At 67.2% G+C, this 20,659-nt stretch carries 22 protein-coding genes; 11 read left to right on the forward strand and 11 right to left on the reverse strand.

Annotated elements, in window-relative coordinates; translation table 11 throughout:
- Positions 1-12 precede the first annotated feature (12 nt).
- A complete protein-coding gene (locus tag MRY80_RS25460; protein WP_293294428.1) occupies positions 13-189 on the reverse strand; it encodes a hypothetical protein in 177 nt (58 codons plus the stop codon).
- Entirely contained in the window at positions 186-1,808 is a 1,623-nt protein-coding gene (locus MRY80_RS25465; RefSeq protein WP_293294429.1) for an FAD-dependent monooxygenase, read from the reverse strand. The genes MRY80_RS25460 and MRY80_RS25465 overlap by 4 nt, the downstream gene beginning before the upstream one ends.
- Before the next feature lie 77 nt (positions 1,809-1,885).
- Here MRY80_RS25465 and MRY80_RS25470 point away from each other — a divergent pair, with 77 nt between their 5' ends.
- Together MRY80_RS25470 and MRY80_RS25475 are read left to right on the forward strand one after the other, a co-directional pair.
- Entirely contained in the window at positions 1,886-2,581 is a 696-nt protein-coding gene (locus MRY80_RS25470; protein ID WP_293294431.1) for a helix-turn-helix transcriptional regulator, read from the forward strand.
- Between the two features lie 493 nt (positions 2,582-3,074).
- Complete coding sequence (locus tag MRY80_RS25475) at positions 3,075-3,554, forward strand: thermonuclease family protein (protein WP_293294433.1); 480 nt, start codon at positions 3,075-3,077, stop codon at positions 3,552-3,554.
- Positions 3,555-3,591: 37 nt separating this feature from the next.
- Here MRY80_RS25475 and MRY80_RS25480 read toward each other — a convergent pair whose 3' ends face one another.
- From MRY80_RS25480 to proC, 6 genes are all read right to left on the reverse strand, one after another.
- Positions 3,592-5,040, reverse strand: coding sequence for a branched-chain amino acid ABC transporter permease (locus MRY80_RS25480; protein ID WP_293294435.1), 1,449 nt, complete (start codon positions 5,038-5,040; stop codon positions 3,592-3,594).
- On the reverse strand, positions 5,037-6,059 hold the full coding sequence (locus MRY80_RS25485; RefSeq protein ID WP_293294437.1) for a branched-chain amino acid ABC transporter permease: 1,023 nt from the start codon (positions 6,057-6,059) through the stop codon (positions 5,037-5,039). The genes MRY80_RS25480 and MRY80_RS25485 overlap by 4 nt, the downstream gene beginning before the upstream one ends.
- Before the next feature lies 1 nt (position 6,060).
- Positions 6,061-6,762: an ABC transporter ATP-binding protein gene (locus MRY80_RS25490; protein ID WP_293294439.1), complete on the reverse strand. Its 702-nt coding sequence runs from the start codon at positions 6,760-6,762 to the stop codon at positions 6,061-6,063.
- Positions 6,762-7,580, reverse strand: a complete 819-nt coding sequence (locus MRY80_RS25495; RefSeq protein WP_293294441.1) for an ABC transporter ATP-binding protein — start codon at positions 7,578-7,580, stop codon at positions 6,762-6,764. The genes MRY80_RS25490 and MRY80_RS25495 overlap by 1 nt, the downstream gene beginning before the upstream one ends.
- Before the next feature lie 128 nt (positions 7,581-7,708).
- Complete coding sequence (locus MRY80_RS25500; protein ID WP_293294443.1) at positions 7,709-8,428, reverse strand: 3-keto-5-aminohexanoate cleavage protein; 720 nt, start codon at positions 8,426-8,428, stop codon at positions 7,709-7,711.
- A 2-nt stretch (positions 8,429-8,430) separates the two neighbouring features.
- A complete protein-coding gene (proC, locus tag MRY80_RS25505; RefSeq protein WP_293294921.1) occupies positions 8,431-9,246 on the reverse strand; it encodes a pyrroline-5-carboxylate reductase in 816 nt (271 codons plus the stop codon).
- A gap of 191 nt (positions 9,247-9,437) precedes the next feature.
- Here proC and MRY80_RS25510 point away from each other — a divergent pair, with 191 nt between their 5' ends.
- The 4 genes from MRY80_RS25510 to MRY80_RS25525 all read left to right on the forward strand — a co-directional run bounded on the left by MRY80_RS25510 (position 9,438) and on the right by MRY80_RS25525 (position 13,990).
- Positions 9,438-11,843, forward strand: a complete 2,406-nt coding sequence (locus MRY80_RS25510) for a GumC family protein (protein WP_293294445.1) — start codon at positions 9,438-9,440, stop codon at positions 11,841-11,843.
- A 170-nt stretch (positions 11,844-12,013) separates the two neighbouring features.
- Positions 12,014-12,913, forward strand: a complete 900-nt coding sequence (locus MRY80_RS25515) for a bifunctional methylenetetrahydrofolate dehydrogenase/methenyltetrahydrofolate cyclohydrolase (protein ID WP_293294447.1) — start codon at positions 12,014-12,016, stop codon at positions 12,911-12,913.
- Position 12,914: 1 nt separating this feature from the next.
- Complete coding sequence (locus MRY80_RS25520) at positions 12,915-13,391, forward strand: hypothetical protein (RefSeq protein WP_293294449.1); 477 nt, start codon at positions 12,915-12,917, stop codon at positions 13,389-13,391.
- Positions 13,392-13,477: 86 nt separating this feature from the next.
- Positions 13,478-13,990, forward strand: a complete 513-nt coding sequence (locus MRY80_RS25525; protein ID WP_293294450.1) for a copper chaperone PCu(A)C — start codon at positions 13,478-13,480, stop codon at positions 13,988-13,990.
- A gap of 55 nt (positions 13,991-14,045) precedes the next feature.
- On the opposite strand, the gene MRY80_RS25530 is transcribed toward MRY80_RS25525, so the two are convergent.
- On the reverse strand, positions 14,046-14,657 hold the full coding sequence (locus MRY80_RS25530) for a LysE family translocator (protein ID WP_293294452.1): 612 nt from the start codon (positions 14,655-14,657) through the stop codon (positions 14,046-14,048).
- 174 nt (positions 14,658-14,831) lie between these two features.
- Here MRY80_RS25530 and MRY80_RS25535 point away from each other — a divergent pair, with 174 nt between their 5' ends.
- The 5 genes from MRY80_RS25535 to MRY80_RS25555 all read left to right on the forward strand — a co-directional run bounded on the left by MRY80_RS25535 (position 14,832) and on the right by MRY80_RS25555 (position 18,570).
- Positions 14,832-15,314 carry a RimK/LysX family protein gene (locus MRY80_RS25535; RefSeq protein ID WP_293294454.1) on the forward strand — a complete coding sequence of 161 codons (483 nt, stop codon included), beginning with the start codon at positions 14,832-14,834 and terminating at the stop codon, positions 15,312-15,314.
- A gap of 21 nt (positions 15,315-15,335) precedes the next feature.
- Positions 15,336-16,241 carry a 30S ribosomal protein S6--L-glutamate ligase gene (gene rimK, locus MRY80_RS25540; RefSeq protein ID WP_293294456.1) on the forward strand — a complete coding sequence of 302 codons (906 nt, stop codon included), beginning with the start codon at positions 15,336-15,338 and terminating at the stop codon, positions 16,239-16,241.
- 11 nt (positions 16,242-16,252) lie between these two features.
- Positions 16,253-17,299, forward strand: a complete 1,047-nt coding sequence (locus MRY80_RS25545; RefSeq protein ID WP_293294457.1) for a succinylglutamate desuccinylase/aspartoacylase family protein — start codon at positions 16,253-16,255, stop codon at positions 17,297-17,299.
- A gap of 94 nt (positions 17,300-17,393) precedes the next feature.
- Complete coding sequence (locus MRY80_RS25550) at positions 17,394-17,897, forward strand: MarR family transcriptional regulator (protein WP_293294458.1); 504 nt, start codon at positions 17,394-17,396, stop codon at positions 17,895-17,897.
- Positions 17,890-18,570, forward strand: coding sequence for a GNAT family N-acetyltransferase (locus tag MRY80_RS25555; RefSeq protein WP_293294460.1), 681 nt, complete (start codon positions 17,890-17,892; stop codon positions 18,568-18,570). The genes MRY80_RS25550 and MRY80_RS25555 overlap by 8 nt, the downstream gene beginning before the upstream one ends.
- Positions 18,571-18,574: 4 nt before the next feature.
- On the opposite strand, the gene MRY80_RS25560 is transcribed toward MRY80_RS25555, so the two are convergent.
- Positions 18,575-18,823, reverse strand: a complete 249-nt coding sequence (locus MRY80_RS25560; protein WP_293294462.1) for a YdeI/OmpD-associated family protein — start codon at positions 18,821-18,823, stop codon at positions 18,575-18,577.
- Positions 18,820-20,637, reverse strand: coding sequence for a phosphogluconate dehydratase (gene edd, locus MRY80_RS25565; protein WP_293294464.1), 1,818 nt, complete (start codon positions 20,635-20,637; stop codon positions 18,820-18,822). Before edd ends, MRY80_RS25560 begins: the two co-directional genes overlap by 4 nt.
- Positions 20,638-20,659: the final 22 nt, after the last annotated feature.

Genomic DNA, 20,659 nt, shown 5'->3' on the forward strand with positions numbered 1-20,659 from the left:
TTTCGTTTGAGGTCAGTCGAGGTCCCGGGCCGCGTCCTCGATCAGGCCGACGACCCTGTCCGGGTCGCCCAGCGCTTCGGCGAGCAGCAGTGCCAGCTTGGCGAGAAGAAGCGTCTCCTTCTCCGACCCAGTGGCGTCGATCGCCTCGGCCAGGCGCTCATAGACGGTTTCCAGTGTGGTGGCGCTCATTGTCCCGCTCCCTGTCCGCTGAGAATGGCCGCGAGCACAGCCGCGACGTCGCCTCCCGTCGCCCGTTTCCATCGCGCCGCGACATGCTCGTCCGGCCGCACGAGATAGACGGTCCCGGCCTCCGCGTCATAGGCGCGCGCAGTTTCGCCTTGCGGATCCAGCGTGACGATCGTCGCATCGGGATCGACCGTCGCGATCCGCTCCTCTTCGTCGAGTGCGCCAAAGGCGAGGACCGTAAACCCCGGCCCGAGCCGGTCGCTGAGAAACCCGTCGTCGAGCCGGGCATTCGTGATCACAGCACCCGGCGTCGGCCCGCACGCGAAGCCGTCCCGGTCGGCCAGCGTGATCGGGCTGTCGGCATAGGTGTAGGGTGTCATCTGGCGCGGATTGGCGAAGGCGCCGGCAAAGGGATGGTTGAGCGCCAGCGACAGCGCCGCATCGCGCATCACCTGCCAGCCGCGTGTCGGCGGCGTCATGAAACGCGTCGATTTCGACGCGTTGGCGAAGACGTCGAGCGTCGCGCCGCGCCGTTCCGGGCTGTAGCTGTCGAGCAGCGTCTCCGCGGCCGTGCGCTTGATCACGCGCGCCAGCTTCCAGCCGATATTCTGCGCGTCCGCCAGGCCGTTGTTGAGACCGCGCACGCCGAAGATCGGCACGATATGCGCGCTGTCGCCGATGAAGAAGATGCGGCCGTCGCGGTAATCGTCGAGCGCCAGCGTGTTGGCGGAATAGACGCTCCACCACTCCAGTTCCCACTGCCCCTCATGCCCGATCTCGGAAAGAACTCCGGCGACGCTGGCGCGCACTGCGTCCTCGCGTGTCGCCGCCTCGGCGCTCTCGCCGTCGCGCAGCTGGTAGTCGATGCGCCAGATGTCGTCCGGCTGGCGGTGGATCAGCACCGTGCCGCCGGGCCGGCAGGCCGGGTCGAAGAGGGCGCGCCGGATGGTCGGATAGTCATGGTGCATGCGCACGTCGGCGATGACATAGCGGCCTTCGTAATTCTGACCGGAGAACCGCAATCCGCGCATGCCGCGAATGGCGCTGCGCGCGCCGTCGGCGGCCAGCACCCAGTCGGCGGGCAGGGCATAAGTGCCGTTCGCATCGCGCACCTGCAGGGTGACGCCGCCGTCCTCATCGCCGATTCCGGTCACCTCGGATTGCCAGCGCATGTCGATCAGCGGGTTCGCGCGCACCGCCTCATGCAGGAACTGCTCGATATATTGCTGTTCGAGATTGTACATCGGGCGGTATTTTTCATGCGGGCCGTCCGGCATCTCGAATTCGAGGATCTGCCGGCCGCGATAGAAGGTGCGCCCGGTCGTCCAGCCAAGCGCCTTGTCGACGAACGGGGCGACGACGCCCAGCGTCTCGAAGATGTGGTAGCTCTGGCGTGCGATGCAGATCGCCCGGCTGCCGTCATTGTAGGTCGATTTGGCTTCCAGCAGCACGCTCGGCACGCCGCAACGCGCAAGCGTCAACGCCGCCGTCAGTCCGACCGGCCCGCCGCCGACGATAACGACCGCGGCGCGGTCGGTCAGGTGGTCGCGCCGTTCTGGCGCGTCGAAGGTCGGATAGGTAAAGTAGAGCGAGTCGAGTTCGCCGCGGCCTTCAGGTCTCATATGTCTTTCCTCCCGCAACCGGCCCGTTTTCTACCCTCCCGCCGCCGTGGGCGCATGTCCCCTTTTCGGGGGGACAGGTGAGCGCCGTCTGGCCTGCGCTCGATGCCTGTCTTGAGGCGGCGGGCAGCGATCGCTTTGCAGCACCGTATCTCGACCTGTTGCGCGAACTCGGCGCCGATCAGGTGATGGTCTTTGCCTATGACGAGGACCGGGCCGCCTGCCTCCTGTCTTGGAATTTCAGCCATGCGCGCCTCGGCGCGAAACTGGCGGAGGACTATCTCGACGGCTGGTTCAAGACTGATCCGCTCTATCGGCAGGTCCTGGCGGCGAAGCCGGGAACGGTGCTGCTGCGGCGCCTGGAAGAAGTCCTGCCCGGCATGCAGCCGGATTATCGGGATCGCTTCTTCACGCGTCCGGGGATCGCACGAAAGGATGCCGTGCTTGCTGTCGGTCCGGCGCTTCGCCTCATCCTCAACGTGTATCGCCATGCACCGAATTCCGAGGCGCCGCCGGCCGAGGCCCTGCGTTTCGCGGCGCGGCTGGCGCTCCTGCATTTCGGGCAGGCCGGGGCCGCCGACTATCCGCCGCCGCTCGCCGCCTTGTCGGAGCGCGAACGCGAGGTGTGCCTGGGCGTTCTGTCCGGCAAGAAGGCCGAGACGATCGCCGGCGAGATCGGCGTCTCACCGAACACGGTGACGACCTATCGCCGCCGGGCCTATGAGAAGCTCGGCATCTCCTCGCGCGCCGCTCTGTTCGCCATCTGCCGGGCTTGAAGGCCGCGATCACACGGCGCTGATTCGTCGTTTTTCGTCTGTCATATTGGTTTTACATTTCTCCGGGTCGCTTGGAGGTGACGGTTTCTTTGGCGGATATCAGGCCGTTGATCTGACGTCTTTTCGCATCCGTCCAGCGCGTCGAAGGTGTCGCTCGCCGATTTCCAAGCTATTGATTTAAAAAGATAAAAGTTCGACAGATGCTCGCCGCTTTCCGTCTCGGCGGCGTGCGTCAGCCAAAGGCTGTTTCCATTCACAACGATGACGCCGTCATCACATTTTATCCACAGAGCGCGTGGAAAATCTTGACATTTTCGTTAGGCGGCTATGGAATTCCCGTCCAGAGTTCGCGTGCCGGCATCCGACGATCCGCACCGGACGGGCGGACAACAGCCCATCTCCGGAACCCCTCCTCGGGGCGCGTTTTGCCGGGTCGGTCCATCTCTGTTTCACGCGCGGTCACGCGCACAGGACAGGAGGTACACCGCAGAAAATGAAGAACACGGCAGCAATGATCAGCGCCGCGGTCCTCGCGTTCGGCGTGCCATGCGGCGGGGCCGCCGCCGGCGACAGTTACATGGTGGTCGCCCATGCCAAGGCGATCGACGGCGGCAGCTTCGCCGACCGCTCCGGCAATCGTTATCGGCTGCATGCGGTCGAGACGCCGGAACTGGGCCAGCAATGCCAAGGTGCCAACGGCGACGACTATGCCTGTGGCGAGGAAGCCCGCAAGGCGCTGGAAGACCTCATCGGCGGCATCATGACCTGCAACCCGGTCGAGGCGGGGATGCAGGAGCTTCGCATCGTGCGCTGTTACGACTTCGCCGGCCGCGACATTGGCGCGCGCCTGATCGCCACCGGATGGGCGCTCCCCGATCGCTCGACTGGCGTCGCCATGGACTATGTCTGGGGCGAGATGGAGGCCGAGGCGCGGTCGCTCGGCCTGTGGCAGGGACGCTTCGTGCTGCGGTAAGGCGCTGCGGTAAGGCGAGGATGCCTGGCAGGTGCGCTTAGCTGTGGCGCACCTTTTCCGGCAGCAGGCCGCGCGGTGAGAAGCGCAAGACGATCAGCAGCACCAGCCCCATCACGAACAGCCGGAACGGCGCCGCGATGTCCTGCAGGTGCTTGTAGAGCGCCGTGTCCGGATCCATGTTGGCGCTGACCACCTCGACGATCCAGCGTCCGGCCGGCTCCGCCTCCACCCAGACGAACCAGATCAGGAAGCCGCCGAGCACGGCGCCCAGATTGTTGCCCGAGCCGCCGACGATCACCATCACCCAGATCAGGAAGGTGAAGCGCAGCGGATTGTAGGTGCCGGGCGTGAACTGCCCGTCCAGCGTGGTCATCATCGCGCCGGCGATGCCGATGATCGCCGAGCCGAGCACGAAGATCTGCAGGTGTCGCGCCGTGATGTCCTTGCCCATGGCGGCCGCCGCTTCCTCATTGTCGCGGATCGCCCGCATCATCCGCCCCCAGGGCGAATTGAGGGCGCGCACGCACAACGCAAGCAGGATCAAGAGGACGACGGTGAACAGGCCGGCATAGGCGAGTTTCACGAAGGCGCTGGACGCGTCGATCAGCATCTGCCGCAACATCGCCTCGCGCGCCACCGCGTCGGCGGCCGCGTCGAGCGCTGTCGCGTTGAAGCGCGTCACCGCGTCGATGAACCACGGCGTCTGCTGCAGGTCGATCTCGTAGGGAACGGGACGTTCCAGGCCGGTGACGTTCTTCACGCCGCGCGCCAGCCAGTCCTCGTTCTTCAAGACCGCGATGACGATTTCGGAAATGCCGAGCGTGGCGATGGCGAGATAGTCGGACCTGAGGCCGAGCGCCACCTTGCCGATCAGCCATGCGACGGCCGCCGCGAACACGCCGCCGACGATCCAGGAGAACATGATCGGCAGGCCGAGACCGCCGATGAAGCCGGTGCGCGCCGGATCCACCGATTCGATCGCCGTCACGGCCTCGCCGAAGATCGGGCGCAGCACCGCGTAGCCGCCGATCACCAGCACGAACACGATGAAGGAGCGCAGCCGGCCGCGCAATTGCGTGCCGACGAAGGCGATCGTCGCGATCAGGCCGATCACGATGACGGCCGACAGCACCAGGCCGCGACCGCCGGCGGAAAGCGCGTCCATGACGGGCGGATGCGACACGACCACGGCAGCCAGCCCGCCAAGCGCGGTGAACGCCATGACGCCGGCATTGAACAGCCCGGCATAGCCCCATTGCAGGTTCAGCCCCATCGCCATGATCGCCGAGACCAGGCCCATGTTGAGAATGGCGAGCGCCACCGCCCAGGACTGGTACATGCCGACCAGCACCAGCGCCGCGCCCATGGCGGCGAAGGCCACCGGCGCGCGCCACGGGCTGTCGGGCTTGCGCACGATGGCGGCCGGGGCCGGCGGCGGGGTCGCGCCGGCCTGCTTCGCGCCGTTTTCCGCGCCGGTCTGGCTCATAGGACTTTCCCCCTGAAGATGCCGGTCGGCCGGATCAGCAGCACGACCACCAGGATGATGAAGGAGACGGCGAACTTGTAGTCGGTCGACAACAGCTGCATCAGATGCGACGGCGCGAGGTCCTCGGGCAGCAGATAGGTGGCGAACCGCTTGTAGGCGTAGGTCAGCATCACCTCGGAGAAGGCGACGACATAGCCGCCGACCACCGCGCCGACCGGGTGGCCGATGCCGCCGACGATCGCCGAGGCGAAGATCGGCAGCAGCAGTTGCAGATAGGTGAATGGCGAGAAGCTCTTGTCGAGGCCGTAGAGCGAGCCGGCGATCGTCGCCAGCGCCGCCGCGATGACCCAGGTCACCATGACGATGCGGTCCGGATTGATGCCCGACAGGAGCGCCAGGTCCTCATTGTCGGAAAAGGCACGCATCGCCTTGCCGGTGCGCGTCCGGTTCAGGAACCAGAACAGCGCCGCCACCACGATCAGCGTCACCACGACGGTGATGACCTGCGTCGTCTGGATCGCCAGCCCTTCGTCGAGGCCGCTCCATTTCTTGAAATCGAGTGCGCGCACCACGAAGCGCGTGCCGTCGCTGAAGCGGCGCTCCTCCGTGCCCATGATGAAGCGCACGATGGCGCTCAGCATGAACATCACGCCGACCGAGGCGATCACCAGCACCACGGGTGCCGCCTTGCGCTTGCGGTAGAAGCCGAACACCGCCTTGTCGATGCCGATCGCGACGATGGCGGTGACGACGATCGCAGGGACCATCGCCAGAAGCGCGGTCGGCAGCGGGCCGAGCGACACGCCGGCGGCCTGCAGCGCCCAGGTGATCAGGATCGTGATCGTCGCGCCGAAGGCCATCAGGTCGCCATGGGCGAAGTTGGCGAAGCGCAGAATGCCGAAGACGAGGGTGACGCCGAGCGCGCCGAGCGCCAGCTGCGACCCGTAGGCGAGCGCCGGCACGAAGACGAAATTCGTCATCAGCACCAGTGCGTTGAGGATTTCGGTCGTCTCCGGCATGTCACCCGCCCAGGAATGATTTGCGCACTTCCGGATTGGCCAGCAATTCGTGGCCGGTGCCGGTGCGCCAGTTCTCGCCGCCGACCAGCACATAGCCGCGATCGGCGATGTTGAGCGCCTGCCGGGCGTTCTGTTCCACCATCAGGATGGCCAGACCCGTATTGCGCACTTCCAGAATGCGGTCGAACAATTCGTCCATGACGATCGGCGAAACGCCGGCCGTCGGTTCGTCGAGCATCAGGACGCTCGGCTGCGTCATCAGCGCGCGCCCGACGGCGACCTGCTGGCGCTGCCCGCCGGAGAGTTCGCCGGCCGCCTGGCGGCGCTTTTCCTTCAGGATCGGAAACAGGGTGAAGACCTGTTCCATCGTGCCGGCGATGTCGTCGCGGCGCAGATAGGCGCCCATCTCGAGATTTTCCTCGACGCTCATCGTGGCGAAGACATTGTGCGTCTGCGGCACGAAGGCGATGCCTTCGGCGACGCGGGCCTGCGGCGTCAGCGCGGTGATGTCCTTGCCGCCGAGCGTCACCCGTCCGAGCCGCAGCTTCAGCATGCCCAGCATCGCCTTCATCGCGGTCGACTTGCCGGCCCCGTTCGGCCCGACGATCACCGCGATCTCGCCCTTCTCCACGCCGACGCTGCAATCGCGAAGGATGTCCGCGCCGCCGTAACCGCCAGTCATGCTCTCGCCGCTCAGATACATCAGGCGTCGGCCTCCGGATTGTCGGTGACCAGCGAGAGCATCTCGCGCGGCGTCTTGTTCTTCAGGCCGCGGCCGAGATAGGCCTCGATCACCGCCTCGTTGTTGCGCACCTCGTCGGCGGTGCCCTGCGCCAGCACCGTGCCCTCGGCCATGACGATCACCGGGTCGCACAGCTTGCCAATGAAATCCATGTCGTGCTCGATCATGCAGAAGGTGTAACCGCGCTCGCGATTGAGCCGGATGATCGCGTCGCCGATCTCGCCGAGCAGGGTGCGGTTGACGCCGGCGCCGACCTCGTCGAGCAGCACCACCTTGGCGTCCACCATCATGGTGCGGCCGAGCTCGATAAGCTTCTTCTGGCCGCCGGACAGGTTGCCCGCCAGTTCCTGCGCCACATGGCCCAGATTGAGGAAGCCGATCACCTCCATCGCGCGTTCGCGAATTTCCGCTTCCTGCCGCTTCACGTCGCCGAACGAGAACCAGCTCGACATCAGGCTCTCGCCAAGCTGGTTGTCGGGCACCATCATCAGGTTTTCCAGAACCGTCAGGGAGGAGAACTCATGCGCGAGCTGGAAGGTGCGCAACAGGCCCTTCTTGAACAAAACATGCGGCGGCAGGCCGGACACGTCCTCGCCGTCGAGCAGGATCTGCCCGCTGCTCGGCGCCAGATTGCCGGCGATGATGTTGAAGAGGGTGGTTTTTCCCGCGCCGTTCGGACCGATCAGGCCGGTGATCGACCCTTGCTCGATCTTCAAACTGGCGTTGTCGACGGCACGCACGCCGCCGAACTGCTTGGAAACGGATCTGACTTCGATCATGGAGGCCCGAACGATGTTTCGAGCGTGTCAAGCACGCCCATTCGTCAAACGCAACTGCGTCATGCGTCGAAGCCGGGTTTTGCCCGAAAACTTCGGCAGGGAGACGGGCGTTGCCGGCGTTTTGACGCTCAGGCGGCGCGGGCGCGCAGCGCGACTGCATGGCGGACGAGGTCGGCATTGTCCGACGCCAGCGTGCCGTCGGGCAGATGCCTTCCGTCCTCCAGCCCGATCCGCGTCGACCAACCGCGCTCGAAGGCGCGCTCCACGAAGGGCCACGCCATCGCGTCGAAACCGTGCAGCAGGATCGGTCTCCGAAGGCCGGCGTCGGCCAGGACGTCCGAAATCGCGTCGGCGGCGGCGAAGGCCGCTTCCGGCTCCTGCTCCTCGATCTCGATCAGGATGCGCAGCGGGGACGGGCGGTCGGGCAGGGCGACGAAACGCGCCGCGTCACCGGCCGTCGCCAACCCGGCCTCGATGCCGATCCCGCGACGCGTCAGGGTGGCCATGACGTCCGGTGCGTCGGTCTCCGACAGGTTGACGGAGGCATAGTCGGGCCGTTCGGACCAGCTCTCGATGGCCGCGCATGTGCGGTCGCGATCCTGTTCGATCCATTCTCCCGTCGAAACGCCGATAAGCGTGCCGGGGCAGGCGGTGCGCAGCGCGGTGACGGTGTCGTCCACCGCAAACAGGCTCTCGAGTCCCGCCTCATCGCGCGGATGGACGTGGAGTTCGTTCGCGCCGGCGGCAACGCACAGGACGGCGTCCTGCGCGACCGCGGCCGCCGCGAACGGCAGCTTCGGATGGAAACCGGCCGGGCGGGCGCCGTTGAGGCAGGCCTGGACGATCATCGTCAGCCGGCCAGTTCGACTGAGCGCACCCGCGCCGCCTCGACGGCCTCGGTCATCAGCTTTGTCAGCCGCTCCTCGCCCATCAGAACGGAGAGGGCGGCCGCCGTGGTGCCGTTCGGGCTGGTGACCTGCTCGCGCAGCGTGCCCGGCGCGACGCCGCTTTGCCTGGCGTAGACCGCGGCACCATAGATCGTCTGGCCCGCCAGCAGGCCGGCGAGATCGTCGGGCAGGCCCGCCGCCTTCGCTGCCTCGGTCAGCGCCTCGATCATGTGGAACAGATAGGCCGGGCCGGAGCCGGACACGGCGGTGACGGCATCCATCAGCGCCTCGTCCTCGATGATCGCGGTCTCGCCGCTCGCCGCCATCAGCGTGCGGGCGAAGTCCAGTTGATCGGCGCTGGTCGCCGGATTGGCGCAGATCACCATCATGCCCGCGCCGACGGCCGCCGGCGTGTTCGGCATGACCCGGATCACGGCGGTCCCGTCGCCGAAAGCCTGTTCGAACCGATCGATGCGGATGCCCGCCGCGACGCTGACCATGGCCGCGCCCTTGGCGGCGAGCGCCGCATAGGCCGGCAGCACGGCGTCCATCACCTGCGGCTTGACGGCCAGCACGACCATCGCCGGTGAGAGCGTTTCCGGCAGTTCTTCTGCCGCGGCCACTGTGGTGACGCCCAGCGCGGCGGCGCGCGTGCGCAGCGTCTCGTTCGGTTCGACGACGAAGGCGTCCGACGCCGCAAGCGCCTTGCTGGCGAGCCAGCCCTCCAGCATGGCGAACCCCATATTTCCGCAGCCGGCGAGCACGACCGATCCGTTCATTGCCATGGCGTTCTCCTTTTCCTGTTGCACCTGCGATAGCGGCGCGGCAGCCAGGACGCAAGGGAGGCGCAAAGGCCTTGTTCGCATGCTCCGGACGGCCGCGATTAACCTTTTGTTACCCGTGTTTCTTTAACCTGCATTTACCAAACCGCGCGCGCCTGCGCGCAAAACGCGATCCCTTGCGGTGGCCGATGTTCGACTCCGACGATACAGGTTCCGGGCGTGCCGAAAGGGCGTCTCCGCTTCCGCGCGGCGGCGCTGCCGGCACGCATGCCGAACCGTCGCCCGGACATGGCGCGACATCGGCCCTGTCGGCCAGCGAACGCCATCGCCGCGCGCGTCTTGCGCGCGAGGGCCGCAAGCAAAATCCGCTCCTGCAACGTCTCGCCGCCGACGGTCGCGTCGAACCGCACGGTCTCGACGACGAGCCGGCGGACGAGGTGATGCAGGACCCATGGGCGCAAGACGACGCTTTCGCGCATGACGACGCCTTTCCCGCCGGTGACGCGGCGGCTGAACCCCGCGAGGCGCCGGCCGCCCATGACGAGCCGCAGTTCGCCGAGCGCGAAATCTTCATCGGCCGGGCCCGTCGGGCCGCGGTCGAGGACGATGCGCCGGCCTCGGACGGAGCGGGCGGCATCGTCGCTACCCTGCGCGACTGGCGGTTGCCGATTGCGGCGCTGACCGGTATCGGGCTTGCGGCGGGTCTCGCCGTCGCGCTGTCGGCGCCGCAGCGCTACACCGCCCACGCAAGGCTTCTCCTCGACCCGCGCCAGGTCGAACTGCTCGGTGGCGGCGTCGCGCCGGCCAATCCCGACGGCGAACTGGCCCGCGCTATCGTCGACAGCCAGCTCGGGCTCATCCGCTCCCCCGCGCTTCTCGGCAAGGTGGTGCAGCGCGCCAACCTGCAGGACGATCCGGAATTCAACGGCGTCAACGATACGCTGGGCGGAGTGTTCGGCTCGGTGCGCGCCTTCTGGTCGATCGTCACGGGCGACGACACGGTGGATGAGCGCGGCCGCAGCGCCATGCAGGCGCTGGACGATCGCCTCGCCGCCGAACGGGCAAGAGACACCTTCATCGTCGATATCGGCGTCACCACGCTGGATGCGCAGAAATCGGCGCGGATCGCCGACGAAGTGACGACCGCCTTCATCGAGGAACGCGAGACCCTGCGCGCGAAGAGCGCCGGCGCCGTCTCGACGGCCCTGGGCGGGCGGCTGGAATCCCTGCGCGCCGATGTCGAGGCCGCCGAACGGGCGCTGCAGCGCTACCGCGCCGAAAACGGCCTGCTCGGGCCGGAAGGCCGTCTGGTCACGGACGACGAGTTGACGGTGGTCACCGGCCAGCTCGCCGCGGCGAAGGCTGCGACAATCGCCGCGCAGGCCCGTGCCGACACGGCCGGCTCGGCGGATGTGGTCTCGATCCTGTCGGGCGGCCTGCCGCAGGAACTGGTGACCGACACGCTGTCGGCGCTCCGCGCCCAGCATGCCGCCGAACGCCGCGAAATCGCCAGCCTGAGAAACGCGCTCGGGCCCCGCCATCCCAAGCTGGGCGAGGCCGAGGCGGCACTGCGCTCGGTGGAAGCGGACATCGCGGCGGAGTTGCGCCGCATCGTCGAAGGCGCGCAGGCGGATCTGCGTCGCGCGACCCAGGCCGAACAGACGCTCGCGGCTTCGCTTGCCGAATTGAAGGCCGCCTCCGTCCACACAAGCGAGGCCGGCATCGGCCTGCGCGAATTGCAGCGTAAGGTGGACGCCGCCCGCCAGCTCTACGAGGCCGCCCTGTTGCGCGCCCGTGAAGCCGGCGAAATCGAAACGCTGGGCACGGCCGACATTCAGGTGATCGCGCCCGCGGAGGCGCCGCAGCAGCCGTCGTCGCTGTCGCGCATGTCCGTCATTGCCGGTTTCGGCGGCGCCGGGCTCGCGCTCGGGCTGACGCTTGCCCTTCTCGCCGGATTGCGCCGCGCGTTGTCGACCCCGGCGAACCGCGCACAGGCTCTTGAGATCGCCGACGCCGCCTCCGGTTTCGACGCGCGTCAAGACGAGCTTGAATATGACCGGTCAGGCATCGATGCCGCCGACGCGGGCCAGGCAGACGAAGGCATCGAATTCGACGACAACGCCAGCGAGGCTGACATGTATCCCTATCCGCCGCATTATTACGCCTATCCGCCGCAGGCCGATCCCGCCCAGCAGCCGGTCGCGCAGCCCGCGCCCTGGCCCGCGCAGCCCATGCCGGTCGCCTATGCGCCGCCGCAGCCCGTCTATGCCTGGCCGATGCCCGCGCAGCCCATGCCGCCCCAGCCCTATGCCGGCGCATATCCGCCCTATGGCTGGCCGGTTCCGCCGCAGCCCATGCCGGCCCAACAGATGCCGACACATCAGATGCCGCAGCACGCCATGCCGGCCCAGCCTGCGCCCGCCTATGCGCCGCCGCCGCAGGCCCCGGCGCCACGGGCAACGGCTCCCCGCGCGCCGCAACCGCCGGCGCCCAACGAGGAACTGGAGGATCTGCGCCAGTCCGTGCGTGACCTGCGCGACACGGTCGAGACGCTGATGCGCCGCCGCTCCGAACGCAGCAGCCGCGCCGCCTGACGGTCCGAAACCGGACAAGAACGGCCCGCCGTCTCGAAAGAGCCGGCGGGCTTTGCCGTCACAATCGCCTTTCTGTTCCCAATGCGGCAGTTTTCGCCGTTCGGGGTGTTTTCTTTCGGCGCCAAGCCGTGCAATTGTCCGGCAAAAATCTCATCATGGGAGAGGATGGCATGGCTGAACGTATTGATGGCAAGATCATCGCGGCGCAGGTGCTCGAGAAGGTGAAGGCCGAAACGGCGAAGCTCGTCGGCGAAACCGGCCTGCAGCCGGGCATCGCGGTCGTCATCGTCGGCGAGGATTCCGCGAGCCAGTTCTATGTGCGCTCCAAGGGCAAACGCGCCGAGGAATGCGGCTTCAAGTCGGTCACCCACCGGCTGCCCGCCGAGACGTCGGAGGCCGATCTCCTGAAGCTGATCGGCGAACTGAACGACGACGACACGATCCACGGCATCCTGGTGCAGTTGCCGGTGCCTGATCACATCGACGACGGCAAGGTCATCCAGGCGATCTCGCCCGACAAGGACGTCGACGGCTTCTCCTTCGTCAATGTGGGCAGGCTGACGACCGGCCAGCTTGGCTCCGCCTTCGTGCCCTGCACGCCGGCCGGTTCCATGGTGATGATCCGCCAGGCGCTGGGTACCGACGACCTGTCCGGTCTCAGCGCCGTCGTGGTCGGCCGCTCCAACATCGTCGGCAAGCCGATGGCCAACCTGCTGCTCGCCGCCAACGCCACCGTCACCATCGCACATTCGCGCACGAAGGATTTGCCGGCGGTCTGCCGCGAGGCCGACATCCTGGTCGCCGCCGTCGGCCGGCCGGAAATGATCAAGGGCGACTGGGTCAAGCCCGGCGCCTGCGTCATCGATGTCGGCATCAACCGCGTCGATGCGCCGGACACCGAGAAGGGCTACCGCGTCGTCGGCGATGTCGATTACGAGGCTGCTGAAAAGGTCGCCGGCTCGATCACGCCGGTGCCGGGCGGCGTCGGCCTGATGACGGTCGCCATGCTGATGGCCTCGACGCTGATTTCGGCCTGCCGCGCCGCCGGCAAGGAAGCGCCGACCTTCTGACATGACCCGTGCGACGCTGCGCCACAGCGTCGCCCCCGGGATTGACGGCGCCGCGCGCAATTGCCAGTTGGGAGCGATGAGGAGATCGATCGCCGCAAGACGAGCCGCTCCGGCGGTCTGGCTCCGCGTCCTTCTGGTCGCGGCGGTGGTCATGTCTGCCTTCGCCCACCGGGCAGCGGTCGCCGCGCCGCAGGCGCCTTCGCCGCTCGAACTGGCCTTCTACGCCTTTCCCGACGGCTCCGTCCCGGACATCTGCGACACCGATGGCGGCGGCGAAGCCGACCATGCGTCGCACATCGTCTGCGATTTCTGCCTGATCGCCGGCGGTTCCGCGCCCTCGACGCCGGCCACGCCGGATCTGGCGCGGCCGATACCGGTCGCGCTTGGCCTGATCGTCGCCCTCGTCGCCGGGCCGCCGGTCGCCACCGTCGATCTCGTCACCGCGTCGAAACGCGGTCCTCCCTCCGTTTCCGCCTGAGCCTTCGGGCTCGTTCTTCGAGATACACCATCGAACATTTGTCGGCCGTGCGCGCAGCGCCGGCCCTGAAGACGGAATCAGCTCCAATGAAAAACACACTCATCGCACTCGCCACCGCCGTAACCCTGCTCGGCGGTACTGCCGCATCCTTCGCGGAAACCTACACGCTCGGCGACCTCGTCATCGACAATCCGCGCGCCCGCACCACCCCGCCCGGCGCGCCGGTCTCCGGCGGCTACATGGTGATCCACAACAACGGCGCCGAGGCCGACCGCCTGATCGGCGGGTCTGCCGAGTTCGCCGGCAAGGTCGAGATCCACGAGATGAAGATGGATGGCGACGTCATGAAGATGCGCGAGATCGAGGGCGGTCTCGAAATCCCGCCCGGCGGCGAAGTGATGCTGATGCCCGGCGGCTTCCACGTCATGTTCATGCAGATGAAGCGCCAGCTTCAGGAAGGCCAGTCCGAAAAGGTCACTCTGCAGTTCCAGAACGCCGGCGAGATCGAGATGGACTTCGACATCCTCAACGCCGCCGAGGTGAAGAGGCAGATGGAGATGAACATGAACCACGGCCAGATGAAGATGAACGCCAACTGACCGGCCGGTTCCCGCGAAGTCGGAGAGGCGCCTGCGGGCGCCTCTTTTCGTTGGTTCACTCCGCAAGCCTGCCGAACAGGATCGGCAGGGTCGAGGCGAGCAGCAGCACCGCCATGACGATGTTGAAGGCGCGCGCGCGGCCCGGCTCGTGCAGGAAGCGGCTGATCAGCAGCCCGAATGTGAGCCAGGTCGTCGTCGCGAACAGCGCCGCGAGCGCGATGATGGCCGCGCCGGCCGCGATGGTCGTCGCGCCGGCACCGTCCGGCAGATAGGTCGAGGCGGCCGTCATCGCCGCCGCCCAGGCCTTCGGATTGATCCACTGGAAGGCGACGCCGGTCGGAAAGCCGAGCACCTTCAATTCGTCCTGGTCGCGCCTCAGCGGTCCGGCGGTGGCGATCTTCCAGGCGAGCCAGAACAGGAACGCCGCCGACAGCAGCCGCAAGCCCGTGCCCAGCGCGGGCAGCGCGTCGAAGGCCGCCCCGAGGCCCGATCCGGTCGCCCCGAACAGCACCGCCATGCCGACCGCGATGCCCAATGCCAGCGGCAGCGTGCGCCGCGTGCCGAAGCGCACGCCCGACGCCAGCACCATCATGTTGTTGGGGCCCGGCGTGGTCGCCATGATCAGGCAGAATGTCGTGTAGGAGAGCAGCAGGTCCGGTCCGTGCATCGCATCTGTCCGTGGCTGGAGGCCGCCATAGTGCAGACGAACAGGCGTGGGGTCATGGCGAAAAGTGCTATGGTGACAAAACTCGCCGATCCGCCGCCGCCTGAAATCCTCTCGACGCGCCCTCGATCCGGCGCTATTGCACCGCCCACCCGCAGGGCTGAAAGGCATCGACGCATGGCAACTCCGGACATCACGCCCGTGCAGGCGATCCGCAGCCTGGCCAACAATGACCGCCTGATCGGCTGGCGCGAATATGTCGGCCTGCCCGACATGCAGGTCTCCCGCCTGAAGGCCAAGGTCGATACCGGCGCGCTCACATCGGCGCTGCATGTCAACAATCTGGAGTTCTTCGAAAAGGCCGGCCGGCCCTGGGTCCGCTTCCATCCGCCGCGCGACGATTCCTCCGACGCCGAGCAATTCGCCGAGGCGCGGGTCCGCGATCAGCGCGAGGTCAAGAATTCCGGCGGCCAGACCGAGCGCCGCTGCGTGATCGCCACCCAGCTTGTCATCGGGCCGCAATCCTTTACCATTGAAGTCACGCTGACCAATCGCGACGACATGGTCTTCGCAATGCTTCTCGGCAGAACGGCGATGCGCATCGGCAAGCTTCTTGTCGATCCGCGCAAATCCTGGCTCGCCGGCGAACCGCGCTTCTGATCCGTTCACCGGGAGATATCGATGAAGATCCTCATGCTGGCCCGCAATCCCGGCCTCTACTCGCATCAGCGCCTGAAAGAGGCCGCCGAGCAGCGCGGCCACACGCTCGACATCATCAACACGCTGCGCTGCTACATGAACATCACCTCGCGCCGGCCAGAGGTCTATTACAATGGCGAGAAGGTGCAGGGCTATGACGCGGTCATCCCGCGCATCGGCGCGTCCGTGACCTTCTACGGCACCGCCGTGCTGCGCCAGTTCGAGATGATGGGCGTCTATCCGCTCAACGAATCCGTCGCCATCGGCCGCTCGCGCGACAAGCTGCGCTGCATGCAGCTCCTGGCGCGCGAGGGCATAGGCCTGCCGGTCACCGCGTTTGCCCACGATCCCAAGCAGGCCGAGGACATCGTCAAGATCGCCGGCGGCGAGCCGGTCGTCATCAAGCTGCTGGAAGGCACGCAGGGCATCGGCGTCGTGCTCGCCGACACGATGCGCTCGGCGAAATCCGTGATCGAGGCGTTTCGCGGCGCCAAGGTGCACATCATGGCGCAGGAATATATCCGCGAGGCCCAAGGCTCCGACATCCGCGCCTTCGTCATCGGCAACAAGGTCGTTGCGGCGATGAAACGCTCCGGCGCCGAAGGCGAGTTCCGCTCCAACCTGCATCGTGGTGGCTCGGCGGCGCCGGTCCGGATCACCCCGGAGGAGAGGGCGACCGCGATCCGCGCCGCGCGCACAATGGGGCTCAACGTCTCCGGCGTCGACATGTTGCGCTCCAATCACGGCCCGGTCGTGATGGAGGTCAATTCCTCGCCCGGCCTGGAAGGCGTGGAGAAGGCGACCGGCAAGGACGTCGCCGGCATGATCATCGAATTCATCGAATCCAACGCCAAGCCCGGCAAGACCAGGACCAAGGGCCAGGGGTGACGACCAACCGGGTGAAAAAGCAGAAGCCGTTCGAATTCGCCGGCGTCTCGATCGAGCCCGGCAGCCGCCGGACGGTGGACATCCCGCTCGGCGTCCTGTCCAACCACACGCCGGTCAGCCTGCCCGTTCACGTCATCAATGGCCGCAAACGCGGACCGGTCATCTTCGTCAGCGCCGCCATCCATGGCGACGAGATCAACGGCGTCGAGATCGTGCGCCGGTTGCTGCACGCCAAGCCGGTGGACCGCATCGCCGGCACGCTGCTCGCCGTGCCGATCGTCAACGCCATCGGCTTTCTCAACCACTCGCGCTATCTGAGCGACCGGCGCGACCTGAACCGCTCCTTTCCGGGCAGCGAGACCGGGTCGATGGCGGCGCGCCTTGCCCACACCTTCCTGAACATGGTCGTGGCGCGCTGCGACGCGGGCATCGACCTGCATTCCGCCGCCATCCACCGCACCAACCTGCCGCAGATCCGCATCTCGGCCGACGATCCCGGCACCATACGCCTCGCCGAGGCCTTCGGCGCGCCGCTGATCCTGAAATCCGGGCTGCGCGAGGGCTCGTTGCGCCAGGCGGCGATATCGCGCGGCGTCGAGATCATGGTCTATGAGGCGGGCGAGGGCCTGCGCTTCGACGAACTGGCCATTCGCGCCGGCGTCACCGGCATATTGCGCGTCATGCAGTCGCTCGGAATGCTGGGCCCGAAGGCCGTTCGCAGCGCCCGCACGCAGCCGCTGTTCTCGCATTCCAGCAAATGGGTGCGCGCGCCGGCCGGCGGCATCCTGCGCGCCTACAAGGGAACCGGCGAATGGGTCACCGGCGGCGACCTGCTTGGCATCGTCAGCGATCCCTTCGGCGTCAACGAGACCGAGGTGCGCGCCGCGACCGCCGGGCTCGTCATCGGGCGCACCAACCTGCCGGTCGTCAACGAGGGCGAGGCCCTGTTCCACATCGCCTCCGTCGATGAGGCCGGATTGCCGGCCGAAACCCGCATCGGCCGGATCGAGGCGCAACTGCAGTCCGATCCGCTGTTCGACGAAGACGAAATCATCTGACCCCGCCTTCGATCGGCGAAATCACGATCCACGGGCTTGACCCGTCGCAAGAAATATAACACGTTATATAACGTGGTATATGATGGAGTGCGACATGGTTCGGGACGTCACCCGCGAACTCGGCTACCTGCCGCTCGGCAGCCGGTTGAAGCGCGTCGGCGAGCGCCTGCAGGGCGAGACCGCGCGGTTTCTGCAGCAGGCGGGCGTCGACATGCCGCCAGGCGTCTGGCCGCTTCTGGTGACGTTGAGCGATGACGGACCGCTGACCATCGGCGAACTCGCTTCCGCGCTCGGCGTCTCGCAGCCCGGCGTCACCCGCAGCGTTCGACAGCTCGAAGCGGCGGGGATCGTCGAGGCGGTGCGCGTCAAGGGCGACCAGCGGCGCAAGCCGGTGGCGATCACGCCGAAGGGGGCCGCACTTCTGCACCGCGCGCAAACCGAGTTGTGGCCGCATGTCGAGGCAGCGGTGCGTGCGATGTGCGCCGGTCTCGACGGTCCGATCCTGAGCCAACTCGATCGCATTGAGGACGAGCTCGACCGCATGTCGCTCGACCGTCGCGCGGACGAACTGCGTGAAAGCGAGCGTGACGATGGCTGACCATGTTCTCGACCGGCCGATCTGGGCCGCGCTCAGCACCGGCCAGTCCGGCCTTGCGGTCGGAGGCCCCAACGCGCTGCGCTTTCCCGCCGACATCTCGCCCTTGTCGGCCCTTCGCGACGACAGCGAGGACAGCCTCCGCGATCTGGCCGCACTCGTCGGCCCGGGCGAGACCGTCATCCTGGCGCGAGACCGGCCGAGCCCGGTCCCGCCCGGTCTTGTGGAGGATAGTCGCGGTGACCTCACCCAGATGATCGCCACGCACCTTGTGACCGCAGAGGCGACCGACGACATCCTGCCGCTGGGCGACGCCGACGCGCCCGAGATGCTGGAACTGGCGACGATGACGAAGCCCGGCCCGTTCCTCGCCCGCACCCACACGCTGGGCGATTTCATCGGCATGCGAAAGGGCGGCCGGCTGGTCGCGATGGCAGGCGAGCGCATGCATCCGGCCGGCTATTGCGAGGTGAGCGGCGTCTGCACGCATCCCGATTGTCGCGGTCACGGCTATGCCGGACTTCTGACGCGGATCGTCGCCACGCGAATCCTCGAACGCGGCGAAACGCCGTTCCTGCACGCCTACGCGGCCAACGAAACCGCGATCCGCCTTTACGAGAAACTCGGCTTCTCGCGCCGGCGCGTCCTGACCTTGCAGGCGCTCAGACGCCCTTGAAGCCTCAGCAGCGCGCCGCCGACGCGCCGCGCCAGGGCATGTCCATATAGACGTCGCCCTCGCGCAATTCGTCCAGCATCTGGGCGAGCCGCTTGTGCTTGGTCGCGTCGCGCTTGGCCTTGTTGATCCAGCCGAGATAGTCGTTGCGCTGGTAATCCGGCCGCGCGTCATAGGCCGGCCGCAGCCCGCTGCGGGTGAGGGCGTCCGTGACGAAATCCGGCATCGGCTGGATCGGGCGCTTCAGTCCGTTCATGCGAACACGCTCGCGCCCTCGTCGGCCCGGCCCGCCACGCGGCGGAAGGTCTCGAACAGCTCGCGACCGGTGCCGAAGCCGTTGTCGGCCAGATCCTCGGTGGCCGCTGTGCGTGCCGCGAACTCCGCCGACGGGACGAGCACTTCCAGCGTCCCGGCCGTCGCATCGACGCGCACCACGTCGCCGTCCCGCACCTTGGCGATAGGCCCGCCGTCGAGCGCTTCTGGTGTCACATGGATTGCCGCCGGCACCTTGCCCGACGCGCCCGACATGCGGCCGTCGGTCACCAGCGCCACCTTGTATCCGCGATCCTGCAGCACGCCGAGCGACGGCGTCAGCTTGTGCAGTTCCGGCATGCCATTGGCCTTCGGCCCCTGGAAGCGGATCACGGCGACGAAATCCTTCTCCAGTTCGCCCTTGCGGAAGGCCTCCTGCAGCGCGTCCTGCGAATGGAACACCACCGCGGGCGCCTCGATCACATGCCGCTCCGGCTTCACCGCGGAGATCTTGATCACCGCCTTGCCGAGATTGCCGGTCAGCATCTTCAGCCCGCCATTGGTCTGGAACGGCGTCTCGATCGGGGCCAGCACGTTCTCGTCGCCGGAGATCTCCGGCGCGGGCTCGCGCACCACGGTTTCGCCGTCGAGCTTCGCCTCGACCATGTAGGGCTCCAGCCCCTCGCCGAAGACGGTGCGCACGTCGCGGTGCAAAAGGCCGCCCTTGGCGAGTTCTCGGATCATGAAGCCGAGCCCGCCGGCCGCCTGGAAGTGGTTCACGTCGGCAAGCCCGTTCGGATAGACGCGGGCGAGAAGCGGTGTCGCGTCGGACAGGTCGGAAATGTCCTGCCATGTCAGCTTGATGCCGGCCGCTGCCGCCATCGCGATCAGGTGGATCGTGTGGTTGGTCGAACCGCCGGTGGCATGCAGGCCGACGACGCCGTTGACGACCGAGCGCTCGTCGATCATCTCGCCGACCGGCGTGAACTCATTGCCGAGCGCCGTGATGGCGAGCGCGCGCTTCGCCGCCTCCTTGGTGAGCGCGTCGCGCAGCGGCGTGCCCGGATTGACGAAGCTCGCGCCCGGCATGTGCAGGCCCATGATCTCCATCAGCATCTGGTTGGAATTGGCCGTGCCGTAGAAGGTGCAGGTACCCGGTCCGTGATAGGAGGCGCTTTCGGACGCCAGCAATTCGGCGCGGCCGACCTTGCCCTCCGCATAGAGCTGCCGGGTCTTCGCCTTCTCGTCATTCGAGATGCCGGTGGTCATCGGGCCGGCCGGAACGAAGATCGCCGGAAGATGCCCGAAGGTGAGCGCCGCGATCAGCAGGCCCGGCACGATCTTGTCGCAGACGCCCAGATAGACGGCGGCGTCGAACATGTCGTGCGACAGGCCGATGCCGGCGGCCATGGCGATCACGTCACGCGAGAACAGCGACAATTCCATGCCGGCCTGGCCCTGGGTGACGCCGTCGCACATCGCCGGAACGCCGCCGGCCACCTGCGCGACGCCGCCGGCCTCGCGCGCCGCCTGCTTGATCAGGGCGGGGAAGGTCTCGAAGGGCTGATGCGCCGACAGCATGTCGTTATAGGCGGTGATGATGCCGAGATTGGGCACTGTGTCGCCCATCAGGTCGGCCTTGTCGGCCGGTCCGCAGGCGGCGAAGCCGTGGGCGAGGTTGCCGCAGGAAAGCTTTGACCGTTTCGGCCCCTGTTCGGCGCGGGCGCGCAGCCGCTCAAGATAGGTTTCGCGCGTCGGCTTGGAACGTTCGCGGATGCGGTCGGTGACCTCGGCGATCTGTTTCTGCACGTCACTCATGGGTCAGGACTCCCTGTGATGT

The sequence above is a fragment of the Oricola sp. genome, from assembly GCF_022763245.1.
Lineage (GTDB): Bacteria > Pseudomonadota > Alphaproteobacteria > Rhizobiales > Rhizobiaceae > Oricola.